This is a genomic window from Amycolatopsis sp. NPDC051758 (assembly GCF_044453095.1).
Lineage (GTDB): Bacteria > Actinomycetota > Actinomycetes > Mycobacteriales > Pseudonocardiaceae > Amycolatopsis.
Genome location: NZ_JBITCJ010000002.1, coordinates 808,731 through 828,192, shown reverse-complemented (window position 1 = coordinate 828,192; position 19,462 = coordinate 808,731). Strand labels below are relative to the sequence as shown.

The window sequence follows — 19,462 nt, the reverse complement described above, 5'->3', positions numbered from 1 at the left end:
TGGGGACATGCCCGACACGGATCTCGACCTGCGGCTGGTGCGCAGCTTCACCGTCGTCGCCGAGCGGCGGCACTTCGGCCGCGCGGCCGCCGAGCTGCACCTGACGCAGTCGTCATTGAGCCGGCAGATCATCCGGCTGGAGCAGCAGGTCGGCGCGCGCCTGCTCGACCGCACCCCGCAGGGCACCCGGCTGACGGAGGCGGGTGAGGCGTTCCTGCCGCTGGCCGTCGAGGTGCTGCGGACGGCCGCCGCGGCCGCGGCGCACGCGCGGGCCGTGGCCCGGCCCCGCCGGATCACCGTCGGCTACATCGCGAACCTGATCGTCACCCCGGCCGTGCGCGAGCTGCGCCGCCGCCACCCCGACGCCGAGGTGCACACCCAGCACCTCCGGTGGGACGACGGCCGCGCGGCGCTGCTGGAGCACCGCGTCGACGTCGCGGTGGTCCGGCTGCCGCTGTCCACGGCGGGGCTGCACGTCACCGTGCTCTACGACGAGCCCCGGGTGCTGCTCGTCTCGCGCGACCACCGCTTGGCGGGCAAGGAATCGGTGACGCTGGACGACATCGCGGACGAGCCGCTGCCCCGGGGGACCGCCGACCCGGTGTGGGACGCGTTCTGGCGCATCGACCCCCGCCCCGACGGCCGCCCGGCCCCGGACGGGCCGCGGCTGAACGCAGTCGAGGACAAGTTCGAGCTGGTGGCGAGCGGCCAGGCGGTGGCGATCGTCCCGGCGGGCCCGGGTGATGTCAGCAGCCTGCGCCCGGACCTGACGACGGTGCCGCTGGAGGACGTCGAGCCGGCCCACGTGGCGGTGGCCACCCGCGCGGACGACCGGAACGGCCTCGTGGCGGCGTTCCGCAAGTGCGCGGAGGTGATGCTGACCGGGCTGCCCGAGTGACGGCTTGGGTGTGCTGAAGGGGACTTTCCTCAGGGGTGGTGCGAGGAAAGTCCCCTTCGGCGCACCCGGACCGCGTGCGTGCGTCCGCTGTCCTTTGTGGATTCCTGTTCGGTCATCGGGATGTCGGCGAGGCGCCCGCCGTGGTGCGGGCCGGCTCCGTCCGCTTGCGTTGGATCGCTTCCTGCGCGCGCTGCAACTTGTCGTGCCAGGCTCCGGAATCGTTTGTCATGGTGTGCTCCGCGGGACCGGATGTGGGTGGTGGCGCCGCGGCCGTCGGCGAACTCGGCCACGGTCGGAGGATGCGGCCCGGCGAAGCGGCCGGGAGTCCGGCGAGCTGCTGGTGCCGCGGGGGATAAGTACCCCGGCTTCCCGCCGGTCAACCGCCGTTTTGTGTACTCCACCAGGGTGACTTCGGTTCCGTTGCGGGCGCGGGGGTTCAGTCGCGGGTCCCGGCGAGGCCGTCGAGGAACACCCGCACGAGCCGTTCCGCCGGTTCCGTCCGCGCCTGCGGCGCCGGGCCCGCCACCAACGCCGCTTCGTGCATCTCGAACAGCAGCGCCAAGTCCGCCGGCTCGAGATCCGGCCGCACGCTGCCCGCGCGTTGCGCCTCCTCGAAAGCCGGGCGCAGCAAGGCGATCAGGGCCTGGGTGTACTGGCGCTGGCTGCGTTCCGGCAGTTCGCGGAACAGCCGGACGAGCGGGCGCCGCCGGGCCTGCATCGCGAGGATCCTGCGCAGCAGCTCGCGGAACGACTCCTGGTCCCGCAGCTGGCTTTTGAGCGTCGTGAGGTGGTGCGCGGCGACGGCGAGCGCGAGGGCCGTGCGGTCGGGGAAGTGCCGGTAGACCGTCGCCCGGCCCAGGCCGGCGCGGCGGGCGACCTCGTCCAGCACCACGTCGGCGTCTTCGCTGAACGCCTCGTCGGCGGCGCGGAGGATCGCTTCGCGGTTGCGGCGGGCGTCGACGCGCCGGGGCACGGCCGCAGACGGTCGCACAGCGCGCATGACCGGGAATGCTACTCGCGAGTAGTGAGACCGGCAATCCGTTCCATCTCTCGGTTCGGGTTCCTACAGTCACCCTCGGTCACCGTTGTCCGCCGGAGGAGCCCACACCATGCGCACCCTGAACCGCCGCACCGTCCTGCAGGGCGCGGCCGCCGTCGCCGGGGTCGCCGCGCTCGGCGCGGGCCGGATCCCGGTCACCCGGGAGGAACACCGGGTCGTCGTCATCGGGTCCGGGTTCGGCGGCGGTGTGACGGCACTGCGGCTCGCGCAGGCCGGGGTGCCGGTGCTGGTGCTCGAACGCGGCCGGCGCTGGCCGACCGGGCCGGACGCCGAGACGTTCCCGCACCCGACGTCGGCACCCGACAAGCGGATCTTCTGGCTCGGTTCGGCGCCGGCGCTGCCCGGTCTGCCGTCCCTGCCGCCCTTTGAGCGCTACACCGGCTTGCTGGAGCAGGTGAGCGGCCGGGGGATGAGCATGATGTGCGCCGCCGGGGTCGGCGGCGGTTCGCTGGTGTACCAGGGCATGACGCTGCAGCCGACGGCGGAGCTGTTCAACTCCTGCTTCCCGGAACAACTCGACTACGCGCGGATGGACGCCGAGTACTACCCGCGTGTCGCCGCGATGCTCGGGATCGCCACGGCGCCGGACGCCCTCGTCGAGAGCAAGCCGTACCAGGCAGCGCGGATCTTCGCCCGCAACACGCGGAACGCGGGTTACGGCGTGGAGAAGATCCCGATGCCGATCGACTGGGACTACGCGCTGCGCGAACTCGACGGCGAGCTGAAACCGTCCTACACCAACGGGGACTGCGCGCTCGGGGTGAACAACGGCGGCAAGCACTCGGTCGACGTCACCTACCTCGCGGCCGCCGAGGCCACCGGCCGCTGCACGGTGGCGACCCTCCACAACGTCACCGACGTCGCCCTGGCGAACGACGGCCGCTGGGAGATCCGCGTCGACCGCATCACCACCGACGGAACCGTGCTCGAGAAGAAGGTCCTCACCGCGAAGGCGCTCGTCATGGCGGCCGGCACGGCGAACACCACCCGCCTGCTGATGCGGGCCGGCGCGAAGGGCGACATCCCCGACCTGCCCGACGCGCTCGGCGCCGGCTGGGGCACCAACGGCGACCGCATCTACACGTGGACGAACCTCGCCGACGACTTCGGCGCGCCGCAAGGCGGCCCGGTGGTCTACGGCAGCAAGGAATGGGACAACCCCGCCACGGCCAACACCGTCATCCAGGCGTCCCTGCCGCCGCTGCCGGACCTGCGCACCACGATGCTCGTCGGGTACGGCGTCAGCCAGGGCCGCGGCCGGTTCGTCTACGACGCTTCGAAGGACGACGCGGTCCTGCACTGGCCCTCGAACGCCGACGCGACGCTCAGCGCGCGCATCCACGAACGCATCTCCCGCATCGCCGGCCCGCTCGGTGTGCTGCTCGACACGACCGCCCTCGTGCCGAGCACCTGGCACCCGCTCGGCGGCGCCGTCATGGGCAAGGTCTGCGACCTCGAAGGCCGCGTACTCGGCCACCGTGGTCTTTACGTGCTCGATGGCGCTTTGATGCCGGGGACGACCGCCGCGTGCAACCCGTCGATGACCATCGCCGCGGTCGCCGAGCGCGCCCTGGACCACCTGGTCACCGAAGACGTCGACCGCGTTTTCTGAAGATCCGGACTCAACGAGGAGTTCCCGTGCGCAAAAGTCCTGTTTGGACGGTCTTGCTGGCCGTCGTCGCCACCCTGCTGTCGACGGTGTCCGCGAGCGCCGCGGCCGCGGATCCACCGCGGGGCCCGGCCGGCGACGCCTTCTACACCCCGCCGAGCCCGCTGCCCGCCGGCGCCGACGGCGACGTCGTCTGGTGGCGGCCGCTGCCGGACCAGTCCGGTGCCAAGGGATATCTGGTGCTGTACCGGTCGCGGTCGGCGACGGACACCCCGATCGCGGTGTCGGGCCGCGTCCTCGTCCCGACCACACCGTGGACCGGCTCCGGCCCGCGCCCGATCGTTTCGGTGGCGAGCGGCACCCGCGGCATCGGCGACCGCTGCGCGCCGTCGAAGTTCCAGCCGGACTACGAAAAGCCGCTGTTCATCGACGCGATGCTGCGGCGCGGCTGGGCCGTGGCGATCACCGACTACGAGGGGCTCGGCACACCCGGCCTGCACACCTACGTCGTCGGCCGGTCCGAAGGCCACACCGTGATCGACGCGGTCCGCGCGGCCACCCGGCTGCCGGCGGCGGGCCTGGCGGCGGGCGGCCCGGTCGCGTTCTCCGGGTACTCCCAAGGCGGCGGGGGAGCGGCGTGGGCCGGTGAGCTCGCGCCGTCGTACGCACCCGAGCTGGACGTCGCGGGCATCACGGCCGGCGGCACCCCCGCGGACCTGGACGTGGTGGCCAAGAGCCTCGACGGCGGCATCGGGTTCGGCTTCCTGCTGCTTTCGGCCCTCGGCCTTGACGCGGCGTACCCGGAGCTGGACCTGCCCGCCTACCTGAACGACAAGGGCCGCACGCTGTACACGACCCAGCAGGACGCGTGTGTCGACGCGGTGTTCGGGTACGCCTTCGGGCACATCGCCGACTACACGACGTCGAATCCCCTGGCCACCCCGCAGTGGCGAGCGCGGCTGGCGGAGAACGAGCTCGGCGCCCGCCCGCCGCAGGCGCCGGTCTTCCTGTTCCACGGCACGCTCGACGAGATCATCCCGCTGTCGCAAGCTCAGACCCTGCGCCGCGAGTACTGCGCGGCCGGCGTGGACGTCACCTGGGGCACTTACCTCGGCGAACACGTGACGACGCTGGCGTTCTCGGCGGGCGACGTCGTCAACTACCTGGGCGACCGGTTCGCGGGCAAGCCGGCACGCTCCAACTGCTGAGCGATTTCCGCGGCGGGGTAAGGAGTCCGCCGGTCCCGGGTGTGGAGCGCGTAGTAGAAGTCGTTGACGACCGCGGCCAGTGGGGCGTAACGGCCGCACTGGCCACCGTCGTCGATGTCGTGCCGGACGATCCAGTTCAGCAGGCGGGCCAGCACGTAGGCCTGGTCGTGCGCGGAGTGCTCGGCGAGGAACTCCGCTTCGGCCGACGAAAGCGCGAAGTCCGGCATCGCGGCGAGCCCGAAGTCGCTGAGGTAAAGCCGTTCCCCGTCGGTGAGGATGTTCTCGAAGTGCGCGTCGAAGTGCTGAACACCCTGGCCGGCCAGGAACTCGGTGATGCCGCGGAGGTCACGGTGGGCCAGGGCCACGCCGCCGGGGTTGCCGCCGAGCCACTGCGCGAGGTTCTGCGGCAGGTGTTCGAGGAACAGGACGAGGTCCGTGGTGGCGCCGTCGAGAGCCGCCAGGCGGCGCCGGACACCCGGGTCGCCGTGCCAGAACGCGACGTCCCGCTCGAGGTCGGCGCGGGGCCGCGGCAGCCCGGGCAGGACGCGCCAGTGGTGCAGGAGCGGGAAGTTCTCGCACTGCCCGGTGCGCACCCAGCCGGTCGCCGCGAGGTGCGCGTGCAGTTCACGCCAGGCGCTGATGCCCGTGGAGCCCACCCCGTAGTGGTACCAAGCCGGCAGCCCGTAGAGGTCGGCAGTCGACCCTTCGTGCCGCACCTCGATGTCGGTCAGCGCAACTCGCTTCACGAAGACCGGCTCGCCGGCCACGTCCAGCAGCCAGGTCGACCCGCCGATCCCCGTGCCGAGCGGGCGCGCGGAATCCAGCAGGTCGTCGGGTGCGTCCTCGAGGGCCGCGGCGATCTTCTCGTGTCGGGCGAGTCGGGTCACGCTTCGACGCTACTCAAGGACGGACCACGGTGAGGGCGAACCGCGTCGTGAGGCCGGCCGCGTGGTCGAGGGCGCCGGTGATGTCGTCGAGCCCGAACTCCGTGACGGCGAACCGGTCCAGATCCAGGAGCCCGGCGCGGGCGAGGGCGATCAGGCTCGCGTTGGCCGTCCGCGGGGCCAGCCACTGGCCGCGCAGGGTGATGTTGTTGCGCATGAGCCACGGGTAGGGCAGGGCGAGGTCGTCCCCGCCGAGCATGCCGACCCCGCCCATCAGCACCACCCGGCCGTATTCGCGGACCGTCATCGCCGCCGTGCGCACGGGCGCGGTGCCGGCCGACGGCGGCAGCAGGTCGAGGACGACGTCGATCGGACCGGGTGCCGCGCGGCGCAGGCGGGCGGTGTCGTCGTCGCCGGTCAGCCGGACCGTCCGGACGCGGGCGCCGAACCGGCGTTCGAGGTCGGCCAGCGCCGCCTCGTTCCGGCCCGGGGCCAGCACGCACGCCGCGCCCATGGCGAGCGCGACGGCGACCGCGGCGCTCCCGAAGTTCCCGGTGGCGCCGCTGACCAGCACGGTCTCACCCGGCCGCAGCTCCGCCGCGAGCAGGCCACCGTAGGGCACGAGACACAGGATGAGCGCGGTCCACCGCCCGGCTTCGGCCGGGTCGACCGGCCCGAGCGGGATCGCGTTCTCGGTCGGGACGAGGACCTGCCCGGCGTACGAGCCGTGGCCGAAGTGCCGCTGCAGGAACAGTCCGCCCTCGCCGCGGGCGCTCAGGCCCTGCAGGGTGATGTCCGGGGTCAGCGCGTCGTCGCGGGAACGGATCGCCGGGTCGCACAGCACCCAGTCGCTGGGCGCCAGCCGCGTCGCGTCCGGGCCGGTCGCGCGCACCCGGCCGACCGCGCCGGCGCCGGGTACGACCGGCAGCGTCAGCGCGTAGTTCCGCTCGCCGCGGAACACCTCCGCCGCGTAGGGCAGCACCGGCGCGGCGACGACGTCGACGAGCACTTCGCCCGTGCCGAGCTTCGGCGCGGGCATCTCGCGCACGACCAGGGGTTTGCCGAATTCTTCGAGGACAGCGGCTTTCATGTCTTGATCGTCGGAGAACCCGGGACCGATAGCCAGACCTGGTATCATCCTAGGACTCTCGAATGCCATGGAGGTCGTCATGCCGGACGCGGCCCGAGCCGGGCTGGGGGAGTTCCTGCGGTCCCGGCGCGAGCGGTTGAGCCCGGCGGCGCTCGGCCTGCCGGACCGGCGCCGCCGCCGGACGCCGGGGCTGCGCCGCGAAGAGGTCGCCGAGGTGGCCGGCATCAGCGTCGACTGGTACGTCCGGCTCGAACAGGGCCGGACGGTCAGCCCGTCGGCCGCTACGGTCGAAGCTCTCGCGGGGGCCCTGCGGCTGGACGACGCCGAGCGCGCCCACCTGCGCGCCCTGGCCCGCAATCCCGCCCGGACCGCGTTCACCCGCGAGCAGGTGCCCGGTGCCACCCGGCGGCTCGTCGAAGGCCTGACCGAGCCCGCCTACGTCACCGGTCGCCGCTGGGACGTCCTGGCCTGGAACCCCGCGGCGGCCGAGCTGTTCACCGACTTCGGCGCGCTGCCGGAGGCCGACCGCAACGTCCTGGTCTTCCTGCTGCTCGACGAGCGCGGCCGGCGGCTGTTCGGCGCCGGCTGGGCCGCGCAGGCCGAGCACACCGTGGCGCAGTTCCGCGCCGCGCACGACCTGTGGGCCGGCGACCCGGCGTTCGCCGGGCTGGCGGCGCGGCTGCGGTCGGGCTGCCGCGAGTTCGCGACGTGGTGGGACCGCCACGACGTCGGCCGGAGCGGCCCCGGCCGGAAGACGCTGTACCGCCCGGAGCCGGCGGTGTTCGACTACGCGACCTTCCAGGTCGCCGAGGACCCGGCGCTGCGCTTGACGATCTACGCGCCCACCAGCGGCAGGTAGACCTCGTCGACGATCTCGACGAGCACGTCGTCGTCCACTGTGGTCAGTCCGCGAGTGAGGAACTCGTTGCGCAGCAACACGAGGGCCACGGTCGCGACACGCGGATTGCTTGCGCCGGGTCGTGCTTCGCCGCGCGCGACGGCCCGCTCGACGATCTCGGCCCACATCTTCGCGCCGCCCTCGGCCGCCTGCTCGTGCAGCTGCTCCCGTAGCTCCGGCTCGTCACCGACGCCGGTGAGGAGGCCGCGCAGGATCCGCGCGGCGGGGGAGGACTGCCCGCAGTTGATCGCTCGCAGCAGGGTCAGCGCGTCTTCGCGGAGGCTGCCGGTGTCGGGCGGGGTGAGCCGGTCCGCGGCGACGTGCCGGTAAGCGGCGACACCGAGCGCGGCGCGGTTCGGCCAGCGGCGGTAGATCGCGTTCTTGTTGGTGCCGGCCCGCTGCGCGACCCGTTCCATGGTCAGCCCGGGGTAGCCGGCCTCGGCGAGCTCGTCCGCGGCGGCACGCAGGATCGCCGCTTCCAGTTCGGCGCCGCGGCGGCGGGTCTTCTCGGCCATGTGCCGGAGTGTATCGCTTTAGGGTACGGTACGGACCGTACCCTAATTTTTGGAGGAACTGTGCGAGCCAAGGGCATCGGCTACGACACCGGCTTCGAGCGGGACGGGCAGTTCAACCGCCCGTTCGACCCGGACCTCGTCCGCCGCGAGCTGGCGATCATCCACGACGAGCTGCACTGCACGGCGGTGCGGCTGATCGGCACCGACCTGGACCGGATCGAGTTCGCCGCCCGCGAGGCGGCAGCGCTGGGGCTGGAGGTGTGGTTCTCGCCGTTCCCGTGGGACCGCCGGCCGGAGGAGATCCTCGACCAGCTCGCCGACGGCGCTTCGCGGGCGGAGCGGCTTCGCGCGGAGGGCGCCGAGGTCGTGTTCGTCACCGGGGCCGAGCTGAGCCTGTTCAACCAGGGGTTCCTGCCTGGTGACGGCATCGCGGACCGGGTGGCGAACCTGATGGCGTCACGGGAGCTCCTGGCCGAACTGCCGGACCGGATCAACACCTTCCTCGGGCGCGCGGTCTCGGCGGTCCGCGCGCGGTTCGGCGGCCGGGTCACCTACGCGGCGGTGCCGCTGGAGCGGGTCGACTGGACGCCGTTCGACATCGTGTCGGTGGACGCGCACCGCTCGAAGGAGGTCGCGCACATCTACCGGGAAGGCGTCCGCACCCTGGTGGCGGCGGGCAAGCCGGTGGCGATCACGGAGTTCGGCGTGACGCCCTACCGCGGCGCGGCCGACCTCGGCGCCCGCAGCGGCGAAATCCTCGAGTACGACGGGGTTGTCCCGGTCCGGCTGAAGGGCGACTACGTCCGCGACGAGGAGGAGCAGGCGCGGTACTTGCGCGAGCTGGTGGAGGTGTTCGCGGCGGAAGGTGTCGACGCGGCGTTCGCGTGCACCTTCGTCTGTTACGGGCTGGTGCACCGGGCCGATCCGCGGACGGACCTCGACATGGCCAGCTGGGGTGTGGTCAAGGTGCTGGAGGACGGCGAGGGGGAGGCGTACCCGGGGGTGCGCTGGGAGCCGAAGGCCGCGTTCGGGGCGCTGGCGGAGTGCTACGCAGCCGTCTGACGAATTCTGGCCTGTTATCTCGATTTCCGGTCAGATCTTGACAGTCTCGGTGGTTCCCTCTAACTTCGAAGGGCAAGACATCGGATGTCCAGCCCGGTTTGCCGGGTCCGTCCGCCGACCGATGTGCACCCCTGCCGAACTGTCGTCAGGAAGGACACACCGACGATGCCGGAATTCCCCCGCCGGACGGCTCTTGCCGTCGCGGCTCTCGCCATCCCGATCGCCCTCGGCGCGGCCCACCCCGCCCAGGCGGCCCCGCTGTGGCACCCGAACCCCGCCACCGACGGGCTGCGCGCCTTCGAGGGCATCGAAGCCGACCGCGGAAACCACCACCCCGACCGGAAGTACGTGGTCGTCGAGGGCGACCACTACCGCTTTAACATCTGGCGCGACGACCGCGACACGACCGGCGGCGGCGACCGCCAGCGCACCGAATCCAAAGGCATGGTGCAGAGCGGGTCCACGCTCAAGATGCACAACGGCGAGACGTGGACGCTCTCGTACGAGATGTACATCCCCGGCTCGCTGCACGGCACCAGCAAGTTCACGCACATCTTCCAGACCAAGACGCCGTCGACCAACGGCGGCCCCTGGGTGACCCTGGACCTCACCCGCAGCGGCAGCAAGGAGATGCTGCGGGCGCGGGCCTACGCCAACTCGGGCTCGCCCGACATCGCGGCCGCGGACCTCGCGCCGTTGCGCGACAAGTGGATCACGATCGAATGGACGTTCACGCCCGGCTCGAAGGGCAAGGCGTCGTGCGTCATCCGCAACGGCACCGGCTCGGGAGCGCCGGTGGCCGCCCAGGGCAGCATGACGAACGTCAACAACCCCGACCAGGGCGACTACGTCCGCCCGAAGTGGGGGATCTACCGCTCGGTCGAAAGCGCCTCGTCCGACATCCTCGACACCTACCTGCTGTTCCGGAACTACACGGCCGCCCGCACGTAGTGTCGATCTGCCGCGAGCCCGTTCGTACGAGCGGCGAGCGGCGGGACCGGCCCGCGCGTGAGGAGGAGCGTCATGGCGCACTACCTGCTGTCCGTGCACAGCGTCGAAGGGGAGGTCCGCGAACCGCCGTCCGAAGCGGCGATGCGGGAGTCCCAGCAGCGGCTCGGCGACGTCGAGAAGGACCTGAAAGCGACCGGGACCTGGGTCTTCAGTGCCCGCCTGGACGAGCCCGCCGCCGCGCGGGTGGTCCGGGAGGCGGGGGACCGGGTGCTGACCACGGACGGTCCGTTCGCCGAGGGAAAGGAGCATATCGGCGGCTTCTACCTGATCGAAGCCGCCGACCTCGACGCCGCGCTCGGATGGGCGGCCCGGGTCACCGCGGCCATCCACGCCCCGATCGAAGTGCGCCCGCTCGCGGGATTCGCGGCCTGATTCGTGGCGGGGACCTCGGCTCAGGGGTGACACTGGCGCCATGAAGGTCGTCGACGGACAGCGGGGCACGGCCCGCCCGTCGACGACCTTCCCACCCCCGTTGCGGCGGGGTCCGGTGCTGGTCACGGCCACTTTTGCGGCGCTCGGTGGCGCCCTGATCCCGGCTGCTTCCCTGGCGGCGCTGTGGCGGGTCTGGCAGCTGTACGCGATGTTGTTCGGCCTGTTCGCCGCCGTCGAGCTCCTCTCGGTGGTCGTGGTGCTGGGGTGGCCCACCCGCAAGACGGCGCACAAGGCCGCCCTCGTCGCGGCCGCGGCCCTCGTGTTGTGGGTGGTCAGCCGGCCACTCGGGCTGCTGACGCGCTTCGACCCCTGGCAGCCGGCCGACACCGTGGTCGGCTTCACCGACTACGTCGCGGCCGCGCTGCAGGTCATCGCGGTGCTCGGCTTCCTGGTCGTGGCCCGGCGGCGAGCGCATCCGCGGCCGTCGGCGCTGCGGCGGGTGTCGGCGTGGATCGTGCTGTTCCCGGTGCTCCTGGTGGTGCTCGCGACCGGCGCGGCGGGCACGGTCGCCGCCGGGGCGGGCCTCGGCGAACCCACCGCGTCGACGCTGCTCGACGGGAACACCGTCGAGTACTGCCGAGCGGACGGTGTGCCGCTGGCGATGGACGTCACCCGGCCGCGGGCGGGCGGGCCGCCCACACCGGTGGCGCTCCTCCTGCACGGCGGCGGCCTGGTTCTCGGCAACCGCAAGGCCGACGGGCCGGGCGCACTGCTCGCCGGGGCCCGGACCGGCCCGCTGCGGGACGAGCTGACCGCCCGCGGGTTCACCGTCGCCTCGATCGACTACCGCCTCGCACCCGCCGCACCGTGGCCGGCGGCCCTCACCGACGCCCGGTGCGCCGTCCGGTTCCTCAAGGCGAACGCGGCCGCGCTGAACATCGACCCGGCGCGCGTCACGGCGGTGGGCACCGGCGCCGGCGGCACACTGGCGTCCCTGCTCGGCGTCGCACCGGGGCCGGGTCCGGGCCAGTACGCCGGCCAGGACAGCAAGGTCCGGGCGGTCGCCGCGGTGGCCGCCCCGGCCGAGTTCGAGCTCGCCGGCCAGGACCCGCTCACCCGCGCGTGGGTGCTCGTGGCCCTGGGCCGATCCCCGGCCACGCTCCGCGAGGCGAGCCCCCTGGCCTACCCGGCCGCGGGCGCACCCCCGTTCCTGATCACCGGCGGCGGCCGCAAGTCCGCGGAGTTCGCCGATCACCTGCGCACGGCGGGCGTCCCGGTGACCACGACGTCCGACGTCGCCGGCTTCCTGGCCGGGGCTGCCGGCTGACGGCAGGCGCCCTGAATTCGCCCTGGTAGCTTGACGCCATGAGCGGACGAGGGCTGGTGGCGCCGATCTTCGGCGACCACTCGTACCGCTGCGACTTCTACGGTTGACCGGCCCCGCTTCCGGGTCCTGTTTCTCTTTCAACCGTAAGGAAAGTCATGCCTTCTTTTGTGCACGCCGGAACACAGTGGGCGCTCAAGCACATGCCCCTGACCACCGCCGCCGTCGAGGAGACCGCGCCGTTGCTCGCCGGGCGGCGGCTCGCCATGTGCCTGCACGTCGAGCCCAAGACCGCGGCCCTGGTCACCCTGCTGGCCCGCGCCGGCGTCGAGGTCACGCTGACCGGCTCACCCGGCACCACCCATGACGACGTCGCCGACGCGCTCCGGGCGCTCGGCGTGCGGGTGCACACGCGCCGCGCCGACGACGACGCCGCCCACGCCCGCAACGTCGTGCAGGTCCTCGAGTGCGAGCCGGACCTCACCCTCGACAACGGCGCCGACCTCACGTTGTCGCTGCTCGGGTCCGGCGCTCCCGCCGGCTACCTCGGCGGCACCGAGGAGACGACCACCGGTGGGGTGCGGCTGCGGGAGAAGAGCGTCGGGCACCCGGTCGTCGTGATCAACGACTCGCGGCTGAAACTGCTGGTGGAGAACGAGTTCGGCGTCGGGCAGAGCGTGGTGCAGGGATTCCTCAACGCCACCAACCTGATGGTGCCGGGGATGCGTGCCGCCGTGCTCGGCTACGGGCCGTGCGGCAAGGGCGTCGCGGACACCCTGGCGCGGCTCGGCGCGCGGGTCTCGGTGTGCGACACCGACCCGATGCGGGCGCTCCAGGCCATTTTGGACGGTCACCGGGTCGGCCCGGCGCCGGAGGTGCTGGCCGGCGCGCAGGCCGTGTTCACCGCGACCGGCGCCCCCGGTGTGCTCGGTGAGGCGGAGCTGGCGGCGCTGTCCGACGGCGCGGTTGTCGCCGGTGTCGGGCACTTCGCGTGGGAGATCGACGCGGACGCGCTGCGGGCGGCGACGGTCCGCACGGTCGAGTACGGCGAGCCCGGCCGCCGGACCGGGCACGTGCTGGCCGGCGGCCGCGAGGTCGTGATCCTCGACCGCGGCCGGATGCTGAACCTGACCGCCGCCAACGGCAATTCGATCCAGGCCATGGATCTCGGCCTGACACTGCAGGTCCGCAGCCTGGCGGCGGTGGCCGCGGGCGGGCTGGCCACCGGTGTGCAGCCGGTGCCCGGGCCGGTCGAACAGCGGATCGCGGCCGACCTGGTGGCGCGGCTGCGGTAGCCGGGGCTTGCCCTGGAGCGCGCTCCAGGTCCTACCGTGACGGGCACGCCGACCGCACGTCAGGAGAACGTTTCATGGAACTGGGTTTCCACCTCCCCATCTTCGACATCGACGGCGGGACCACCGCCATCGCCGGTGAGCTCGCGCGGGTGGGCGCCGCGGCGGAGGAGGCCGGGGCGAAGTGGCTGTCCTTCATGGACCACTACTTCCAGATCGAGCCCACCGGCCTCCCCGCCGAGTCGAACATGCTGGAGGGGTACACCACGCTCGGCTACCTCGCCGCGCACACGTCCCGGATCGACCTCGGCCTGCTCGTCACCGGGGTGACCTACCGGCACCCCGGACTGCTCGCGAAGATCGTCACCACGCTCGACGTCCTTTCCGGTGGCCGGGCGGTGCTCGGGGTGGGTGCCGCCTGGTTCGAGCGCGAGCACCTGGGGCTCGGGGTGCCGTACCCGCCGATCTCCGAACGGTTCGAGCGGCTGGAGGAGACGCTGCGCATCTGCGGGCAGATGTGGGACCCGGCGGACAACGGCCCGTTCGAGGGCAAGCACTACCAGCTGGCCGAGACGCTCTGTTCGCCGCAGCCGATCAACCGGCCGAAGGTGATGATCGGCGGCAGCGGCGAACGCAAGACGCTGCGGCTCGTCGCGCAGTACGGCGACGCGTGCAACCTCTTCGGCACCTCGCCCGAGGACGTCGCGCACAAGCTGGACGTGCTGCGGCGCCACTGCGACGACGTCGGCCGTGACTACGCCGACATCCGCAAGACCATCCTGGCCAACAACCCGCGGCCGTCCCCGGAGACGCGCGACGAGTTCGTCCGCTCGATGGAGGGTTTTGCGAAGCTGGGCGTCCAGACGGCGATCGTCACCCCGACCACCGGCTCGCCGGCCGCCTGGATCGACGGCATGGCGCCGACCGTGCCGCAGCTGGCGGACCTCGGCTGACGGGCGCCCGCGTTGACCCCGGGCTTACTTCGGCTCTGGTAGGCAGGACCCCGGACCGGCGCACCCCGGTCCGGGGTTCGTCGTGCGATTTTCCTTGTGGTAAAAGGAAAATCCGGATGAACCACGCTGGTCGCCCGGCCGTGTGCCCTGGTGAGGTGGCGACCAGAGAGGAGGGGCTTCATGCCCCACGTGCGCACTGCCGGACGACACCGCAAACCGGCGACGATCGGACTCGCCGCGCTGCTGGGAGTCGCGGGGGCGACCGCGACGGCGATCGCGCTGAGCAGCCCGGCGAGCAACGCGGCCACGGAAAGCTGCGGCGGGCTGGACACGGCCCTGCAGAACAACCTCGCCTTCATCGCGGGCCAGCAGGCGGCCCCGGACGCCCAGTCCGAGGCGCGCATAGCCAACCGCCAGGCGGTGGTCGACCAGATCAACCAGCGCCGCTCGGCCGCGGGCTGCGAGGGTGACGTCGCGGCGAACGCGGCGCTGGCTGCGTGCGCGGAGATCGCCGGGGTGGCTCAGCAGCAGGAAGCCGTGGCGGAGGACAACGGCATGGCCGGTGCGGCCAAGCAGAAGGGCAAGGCCGCCGGCAAGCAGGGTGCGGCGGACGAGAACGGCATGGCGGCCGGGCAGGACGAGGCCGGTGCCGCGAACGGCAAGGCGAAGCAGAAGAACAAGGCCGCCCAGCAGGACGAGGCCGCCGAGAACGGCGCGACCGCCGAAGAAGGCGCGGCTGGCGAGAACGGCATGGCCGCCGACGAGGGCGCGGCCGACCAGAACGGTATGGCTGCCGGTGCAGGCGCGGCGAACGAGAACGGCATGGCCGCCGAGGAAGGCGCGGCCGACCAGAAGGCGGCGGCCGAGCAGGCCTGCACGGTGGTCCAGCAATGCCTGGCCCAGGTGACCGGGGCGGCCGACGCCAACGGCATGGCGGACCAGAACGGCATGGCCGCCGAGCAGAACGGCATGGCCGGTAAGAACGAGGCCGCTGACCAGGGCGGTATGGCTGCGGAGAACGGTAAGGCTGCCAAGAACGGTGCCGCCGAGCAGAACGGCATGGCCGGTAAGAACGAGGCCGCCGACCAGGGCGGTATGGCTGCGCAGAACGGCAAGGCTGCCAAGAACGGTGCCGCCGACCAGAACGGCATGGCCGCCGAGAGCGAAGCCGCCGACCAGGGCGGTATGGCCGCGCAGAACGGCAAGGCTGCCAAGAACGGTGCCGCCGACCAGAACGGCAAGGCCGCCAAGAACGAGGCTGCCGACCAGCAGGACAACGCGGCCCAGGCCGAAGTCGCCGCTCAGGACTGCGCTGCTCTCCTGGAGTGTGTCTCGCAGGCCGATCCCGCCGCGGCGGCCGGTCAGCAGGACATGGCCACCGAAGAGAGCACCCGCCAGCAGGCCGCCAACGGTGCGGGCGACCAAGCCGCGACCGACGAGGCCGCAACAGCGACCGACGAGGCCGCGACCGACCAGGCAACGGACGGCCAAGCAGCATCTGACCAGGCCGCAGCCGGCGAAAACGCCCAAGCCGCCGCCCTCGCCGTCAAGTGCGTCGCGGCCGCCACGGCAAAAACAGTCCCCATGGGGCGCTGACCCGGCACTCCACCCGGCACACTGACCGGGTGGAGTTCGCCGCCGACCGGAAGCTCATCCGCTGCCCCGGCCCGGACCCGCGGCCTCGCGCCCCGGTCCGGGTCGAGGTGCCGGCCGGCTCCGTCGACACCCATGCGCACGTCGTCGGGCCGGACGGGTTCGTCCCCGGCCGGAGCTTCACCCCGCCGGCCGCCGATCGGCACGATTACCTGCGGATGCTCGATACCACCGGGATGACCTACGGCGTCCTCGTGCAGGTCAGCGTGCACGGCACCGACAACACCCTGCTGGTGGACGCCCTTCGCGCGCACCCCGGGAGGCTGCGCGGGGTCGCCGTCGTCGAACCGGACGTCGGTGATCGCGAACTGGCCGAGCTGCGCGACGCCGGCGTCACCGGGCTCCGTCTCAACACCCTGACCGGCGGCGGGGTCGGGTTCACCGCACTCGACCGGCTCGAGGCGATCTGCGCGGAACTGGGCTGGCACCTGCAGCTCTTCACCGACGCGACCGAACTCACACCCCTCGCCAAGCGCCTGTCGAACCTGCGCGTCCCCTACGTCCTCGACCATCTCGGCGCGCCCGAAACGGCAGCCGGCACCGAGGCACCCGGCTGGCGGCTCGTCCGGGACCTCGTCGCCGACGGCGCCTGGGTCAAGCTCTCCGGCGCAAACCGGCTCGCCGAACCGCCGTACACCGAGGTCGGGCCGTTCGCCCGAGAGCTTGTCGCCGCGGCCCCGGACCGGTGCGTCTACGGCTCCGACTGGCCGCACGTCGGCTGCTGGGGCCCGATGCCGAACGACGGCGACCTCGTCGACCTGCTGGCCGGCTGGGTGCCCGATCCGGCAACCCGGGCTGCGGTCCTCGGCGCCAACGCGCGCCGGCTCTACGGTTTTCCCGACCCGATCCGGTGACCAGCGGGAACCGCGGCCCGTCGCTGATCGTTGATCCGGGGGAGACCAGTAACCTGGTGCCCGGAAAACGACCGACGACAGCACGAGGCTTCAGTGACCACCGACCCGGCGGCCGAGGAAACTTCCCTGCGTGAGGCGGCCGACGAGCTCGCCGTGGCAGGGCAGCTCCCGCGGTTCCTCCTGATGTACAAGTTCGCCATCGAAGAGCTGATGACGAAACTCCGGATCCTGAGCGAGGAGTTCGACTTCGTCCACCAGCACGACCCGATCGAGCACATCACGAGCCGCGTGAAGCGCCCGGAAGCCATCAAGGAGAAGGTGCACCGCCGGGGCCTCGGCGACGACTGGGTCTCCGCGGCCGGCGCCCTCGACGACATCGCCGGGATCCGCGTCGTCTGCCCGTTCGTCGACGACGTCTACGAGGTCGCGCGCATGCTCACCGCGCAGGACGACGTGGAGCTGTTGCGCACCAAGGACTACATCGAGCGGCCGAAGGCGAACGGCTACCGCAGCTTGCACCTGATCGTGCGCATCCCGGTCTTCTTGTCCGACCGGGTGGAGAAGGTCAAGGTGGAAGTCCAGCTGCGCACCATCGCGATGGACTTCTGGGCGGCGGTCGAGCACAAGCTGTCCTACAAGTACCGCGACAGCGTCCCGCCGGACTTCGCGGGTGAGCTCGCCGCGGCGGCGCGGACGGCGGCGGACCTCGACTCGCGGATGGCGGCGCTGCACGAACGCATCCGCTGAGCGCCGGTCAGGCCGCCAGGGCGTCGAGCAGGATCCGCAGCCCGAACTCGAACTCCGCCTCGTGGTCGCACACGGCCAGGTACGGCGCCGCCGCCACGACGGCCGGCAGCCCGGACGCTTCCAGGTCGGCGAGCCGGCGGCCGGCGCCGTCGGGGTCCGCGCCGCTGAACGTCGGCGCCGCTTCGACTTCGCGCATCAGCGTCCCGATCAGGAACGCGAGCACCGCCCGCAGGCTGTGGACCGCGCGCTCCGGCGGGAGGCCCGCCGCGAGCAGGGGCCCGAGCACCGCCTCGACCGGCGCGAGCGCGGTCAGCGACGCGAGCTGGCGGGTGAGCACGAGCGGCGCCGCGCGCGGGTGGCCGAGCATCGCGGCCCGGAAACCGTGCGCCAGCGCGGACATCGTCTCGCGCAGGTCCGTTCCCGGTGCGGGAGCGGGGATCGCGGCGAGCAGGACCTCGGCGATCCCGTCCAGCAAGGCATCCTTGCCGTCGACGTGGTTGTAGAGGCTCATCGGGTCGACGCCGAGCCGGCGCGCGAGCTTGCGCATGCTGACGGCTTCGAGCCCCTCCTCGTCGACGAGGGTGAGGGCCGCCCGCAGGATCCGCTCCCGCGACAAGGTGCCGCCCGAATCCTTGGGCGGCCGGCCACGCCGGGGTTTCGCGGTGGTTTGGCCGGTCACGGGGTGAGCGCCGCGGGCAGGTATTCGTAACCGCGCAGGATTCTCGTCTCGCGCCGCCGGCCGCCGGGGAGCACCCGCAGTCCGGGGAACCGGGCGAAGATCGCGCGCAGTCCGATCTCGCCTTCCATGCGGGCCAGCGACGCGCCCAGGCAGTGGTGCCGGCCGGCGCCGAAGGAGACGTGGTCGCGCGCGCCTTCCCGGGTGACGTCGAAGACGGCCGGCTCGGCGAAGACCCCGGGGTCGCGGTTCGCGCCCGCCAGCACGGTGGTCACCAGGGCTCCGCGCGGGAGGGCAACGCCGGCGATCTCGGTGGCGCGCACCGCCAGCCGGCCGGTCAGCAGCACCGGCGGGTCGTGGCGCAGCACCTCTTCGACGGTGTTGCCCCACAGCTCCGGACGCTCGCGCAGCACCGCGAGCTGCTCCGGGTGGGCGGCCAGCAGGGCGATGCCGCTGCCGAGCAGGTTGACGGTCGTCTCGAAGCCGGCCGCCAGCACCAGTCCCGCGGTGGCCTTCAGCTCCGCGTCGGTGAGCCCGACGCCGTCGTCGCGGGCGGCGACGAGCCGGCTGAACAGGTCGTCACCGGGGTGGCGGCGCAGGTGGTCGAGGTGCTCGCCGAGCCAGCCGTCGAACTCCGCCAGCGCGGTCTCGACGTCGCGGAACGTGCGCCAGCCCAGGCCGAGGTCGAGGCTGGGCGCGGCCGCCGAGCCCAGGGAGAGCACCTTGCCGAGGTCCTTCGCGGGCACCCCGAGGATCTCGCTGATGACGGTGACCGGGAGCAGGCCGCAGTAGGACTCGACGAGGTCGGTCTCGCCGCCGGGCTCGAGCGCGTCGAGCAGGCCGTCGGCGATCTCCTGGACCCGGCCGCGCAGCTGCTCGACGGCGCGCGCGGTGAACACGCGGGTGACGAGCTTGCGGTAGCGGGTGTGCTCGGGCGGGTTGACGGCCAGCAGCGACGGCGGCCGCACCGGGTGCAGGTGCTCGCCGGACGACCATTCGACCAGCCGGCCGAGCGCCGAGCCGTCGGACCCGAGCACGCCGACCCGGAAGTCCTCGCTGGAGAGCACTTCCCGGACCGCGGCGTGCGTGGTGGTCATCCAGCCGAAGCGGGTGCGGGCGAGCGGGCCGGCGGCGCGGATCTCCTCGAACAGCCCGGTCAGGTCGCGCCCGTCCGCGGCGGCGACCACCATCCGGCCCTGGAGATCCCCGCGCCGGGCTTCGCGGCGCAGCACGGCCCGGGGGAGCGCGTGGCCGAGGCTCCATCTGACCACGGATTTCACCGCATCGTCGAGGACCGACCTGCTGTTCCGGGCCACGGGGCTCCCTTTCCGTCGCGGGTGCGTGCTGCCTACAGTG

Annotated in this window: 19 protein-coding genes; 13 read left to right on the top strand and 6 right to left on the bottom strand. The window is 72.6% G+C overall.

From position 1 onward, the window contains the following. Window positions 1-7 precede the first annotated feature (7 nt). Entirely contained in the window at window positions 8-898 is an 891-nt protein-coding gene (locus ACIA5G_RS12805) for a LysR family transcriptional regulator (protein ID WP_395922878.1), read from the top strand. Between the two features lie 436 nt (window positions 899-1,334). On the opposite strand, the gene ACIA5G_RS12800 is transcribed toward ACIA5G_RS12805, so the two are convergent. Next, window positions 1,335-1,898: a TetR/AcrR family transcriptional regulator gene (locus ACIA5G_RS12800; RefSeq protein ID WP_395922876.1), complete on the bottom strand. Its 564-nt coding sequence runs from the start codon at window positions 1,896-1,898 to the stop codon at window positions 1,335-1,337. A gap of 109 nt (window positions 1,899-2,007) precedes the next feature. Between ACIA5G_RS12800 and ACIA5G_RS12795 the strand changes: the two genes are divergently transcribed. Both ACIA5G_RS12795 and ACIA5G_RS12790 read left to right on the top strand, forming a co-directional pair. Beyond that, entirely contained in the window at window positions 2,008-3,570 is a 1,563-nt protein-coding gene (locus tag ACIA5G_RS12795; protein WP_395922875.1) for a GMC oxidoreductase, read from the top strand. A 26-nt stretch (window positions 3,571-3,596) separates the two neighbouring features. Beyond that, window positions 3,597-4,775 (top strand): lipase family protein, encoded by a 1,179-nt coding sequence (locus ACIA5G_RS12790; RefSeq protein ID WP_395922873.1) that lies wholly within the window; start codon window positions 3,597-3,599, stop codon window positions 4,773-4,775. Here ACIA5G_RS12790 and ACIA5G_RS12785 read toward each other — a convergent pair. Together ACIA5G_RS12785 and ACIA5G_RS12780 are read right to left on the bottom strand one after the other, a co-directional pair. Beyond that, window positions 4,727-5,662: a hypothetical protein gene (locus ACIA5G_RS12785; RefSeq protein ID WP_395922871.1), complete on the bottom strand. Its 936-nt coding sequence runs from the start codon at window positions 5,660-5,662 to the stop codon at window positions 4,727-4,729. The two genes, ACIA5G_RS12790 and ACIA5G_RS12785, sit on opposite strands and share 49 nt — an antisense overlap. Window positions 5,663-5,675: 13 nt before the next feature. Beyond that, entirely contained in the window at window positions 5,676-6,749 is a 1,074-nt protein-coding gene (locus ACIA5G_RS12780) for an alcohol dehydrogenase catalytic domain-containing protein (protein ID WP_395922869.1), read from the bottom strand. 79 nt (window positions 6,750-6,828) lie between these two features. On the opposite strand from ACIA5G_RS12780, the gene ACIA5G_RS12775 reads away from it, so the two are divergent. Next, window positions 6,829-7,608, top strand: coding sequence for a helix-turn-helix transcriptional regulator (locus ACIA5G_RS12775; protein WP_395922868.1), 780 nt, complete (start codon window positions 6,829-6,831; stop codon window positions 7,606-7,608). Here ACIA5G_RS12775 and ACIA5G_RS12770 read toward each other — a convergent pair. Next, on the bottom strand, window positions 7,584-8,162 hold the full coding sequence (locus ACIA5G_RS12770) for a TetR/AcrR family transcriptional regulator (protein WP_395922865.1): 579 nt from the start codon (window positions 8,160-8,162) through the stop codon (window positions 7,584-7,586). The two genes, ACIA5G_RS12775 and ACIA5G_RS12770, sit on opposite strands and share 25 nt — an antisense overlap. A gap of 60 nt (window positions 8,163-8,222) precedes the next feature. Between ACIA5G_RS12770 and ACIA5G_RS12765 the strand changes: the two genes are divergently transcribed. From ACIA5G_RS12765 to ACIA5G_RS12725, 9 genes are all read left to right on the top strand, one after another. Then, the gene (locus tag ACIA5G_RS12765) at window positions 8,223-9,224 is read left to right on the top strand and encodes a hypothetical protein (RefSeq protein WP_395922864.1); all 1,002 of its coding nucleotides are present in this window, start codon (window positions 8,223-8,225) and stop codon (window positions 9,222-9,224) included. A gap of 165 nt (window positions 9,225-9,389) precedes the next feature. Continuing rightward, window positions 9,390-10,175 carry a hypothetical protein gene (locus ACIA5G_RS12760; protein WP_395922862.1) on the top strand — a complete coding sequence of 262 codons (786 nt, stop codon included), beginning with the start codon at window positions 9,390-9,392 and terminating at the stop codon, window positions 10,173-10,175. Window positions 10,176-10,247: 72 nt separating this feature from the next. Next, window positions 10,248-10,607 (top strand): YciI family protein, encoded by a 360-nt coding sequence (locus ACIA5G_RS12755; protein ID WP_395922860.1) that lies wholly within the window; start codon window positions 10,248-10,250, stop codon window positions 10,605-10,607. A gap of 40 nt (window positions 10,608-10,647) precedes the next feature. Continuing rightward, window positions 10,648-11,934 carry an alpha/beta hydrolase gene (locus ACIA5G_RS12750; protein ID WP_395922859.1) on the top strand — a complete coding sequence of 429 codons (1,287 nt, stop codon included), beginning with the start codon at window positions 10,648-10,650 and terminating at the stop codon, window positions 11,932-11,934. Window positions 11,935-12,089: 155 nt separating this feature from the next. After that, entirely contained in the window at window positions 12,090-13,226 is a 1,137-nt protein-coding gene (locus ACIA5G_RS12745) for an adenosylhomocysteinase (protein WP_395922858.1), read from the top strand. Between the two features lie 74 nt (window positions 13,227-13,300). Continuing rightward, complete coding sequence (locus ACIA5G_RS12740) at window positions 13,301-14,176, top strand: LLM class F420-dependent oxidoreductase (protein WP_395922857.1); 876 nt, start codon at window positions 13,301-13,303, stop codon at window positions 14,174-14,176. Between the two features lie 180 nt (window positions 14,177-14,356). Continuing rightward, on the top strand, window positions 14,357-15,772 hold the full coding sequence (locus ACIA5G_RS12735) for a hypothetical protein (RefSeq protein ID WP_395922855.1): 1,416 nt from the start codon (window positions 14,357-14,359) through the stop codon (window positions 15,770-15,772). Between the two features lie 29 nt (window positions 15,773-15,801). After that, window positions 15,802-16,683, top strand: coding sequence for an amidohydrolase family protein (locus tag ACIA5G_RS12730; protein WP_395922854.1), 882 nt, complete (start codon window positions 15,802-15,804; stop codon window positions 16,681-16,683). A gap of 93 nt (window positions 16,684-16,776) precedes the next feature. Next, window positions 16,777-17,430 carry a GTP pyrophosphokinase family protein gene (locus ACIA5G_RS12725; protein WP_395922853.1) on the top strand — a complete coding sequence of 218 codons (654 nt, stop codon included), beginning with the start codon at window positions 16,777-16,779 and terminating at the stop codon, window positions 17,428-17,430. Window positions 17,431-17,437: 7 nt separating this feature from the next. Here the strand turns inward: ACIA5G_RS12725 and ACIA5G_RS12720 are convergent, their stop codons facing one another. Continuing rightward, window positions 17,438-18,109, bottom strand: coding sequence for a TetR/AcrR family transcriptional regulator C-terminal domain-containing protein (locus ACIA5G_RS12720; RefSeq protein WP_395922852.1), 672 nt, complete (start codon window positions 18,107-18,109; stop codon window positions 17,438-17,440). Then, a complete protein-coding gene (locus ACIA5G_RS12715) occupies window positions 18,106-19,386 on the bottom strand; it encodes a cytochrome P450 (protein ID WP_395923513.1) in 1,281 nt (426 codons plus the stop codon). Before ACIA5G_RS12715 ends, ACIA5G_RS12720 begins: the two co-directional genes overlap by 4 nt. Window positions 19,387-19,462 lie beyond the last annotated feature (76 nt).

Excerpts from the sequence above, each read along its gene's own strand:
- ACIA5G_RS12770 (WP_395922865.1), bottom strand. The coding sequence starts at position 8,162 with ATGGCCGAGAAGACCCGCCGCCGCGGCGCCGAACTGGAAGCGGCGATC.
- ACIA5G_RS12745 (WP_395922858.1), top strand. The coding sequence starts at position 12,090 with ATGCCTTCTTTTGTGCACGCCGGAACACAGTGGGCGCTCAAGCACATG.
- ACIA5G_RS12760 (WP_395922862.1), top strand. The coding sequence starts at position 9,390 with ATGCCGGAATTCCCCCGCCGGACGGCTCTTGCCGTCGCGGCTCTCGCC.
- ACIA5G_RS12735 (WP_395922855.1), top strand. The coding sequence starts at position 14,357 with ATGCCCCACGTGCGCACTGCCGGACGACACCGCAAACCGGCGACGATC.
- ACIA5G_RS12800 (WP_395922876.1), bottom strand. The coding sequence starts at position 1,898 with ATGCGCGCTGTGCGACCGTCTGCGGCCGTGCCCCGGCGCGTCGACGCC.
- ACIA5G_RS12775 (WP_395922868.1), top strand. The coding sequence starts at position 6,829 with ATGCCGGACGCGGCCCGAGCCGGGCTGGGGGAGTTCCTGCGGTCCCGG.
- ACIA5G_RS12740 (WP_395922857.1), top strand. The coding sequence starts at position 13,301 with ATGGAACTGGGTTTCCACCTCCCCATCTTCGACATCGACGGCGGGACC.
- ACIA5G_RS12750 (WP_395922859.1), top strand. The coding sequence starts at position 10,648 with ATGAAGGTCGTCGACGGACAGCGGGGCACGGCCCGCCCGTCGACGACC.
- ACIA5G_RS12805 (WP_395922878.1), top strand. The coding sequence starts at position 8 with ATGCCCGACACGGATCTCGACCTGCGGCTGGTGCGCAGCTTCACCGTC.
- ACIA5G_RS12795 (WP_395922875.1), top strand. The coding sequence starts at position 2,008 with ATGCGCACCCTGAACCGCCGCACCGTCCTGCAGGGCGCGGCCGCCGTC.
- ACIA5G_RS12755 (WP_395922860.1), top strand. The coding sequence starts at position 10,248 with ATGGCGCACTACCTGCTGTCCGTGCACAGCGTCGAAGGGGAGGTCCGC.
- ACIA5G_RS12780 (WP_395922869.1), bottom strand. The coding sequence starts at position 6,749 with ATGAAAGCCGCTGTCCTCGAAGAATTCGGCAAACCCCTGGTCGTGCGC.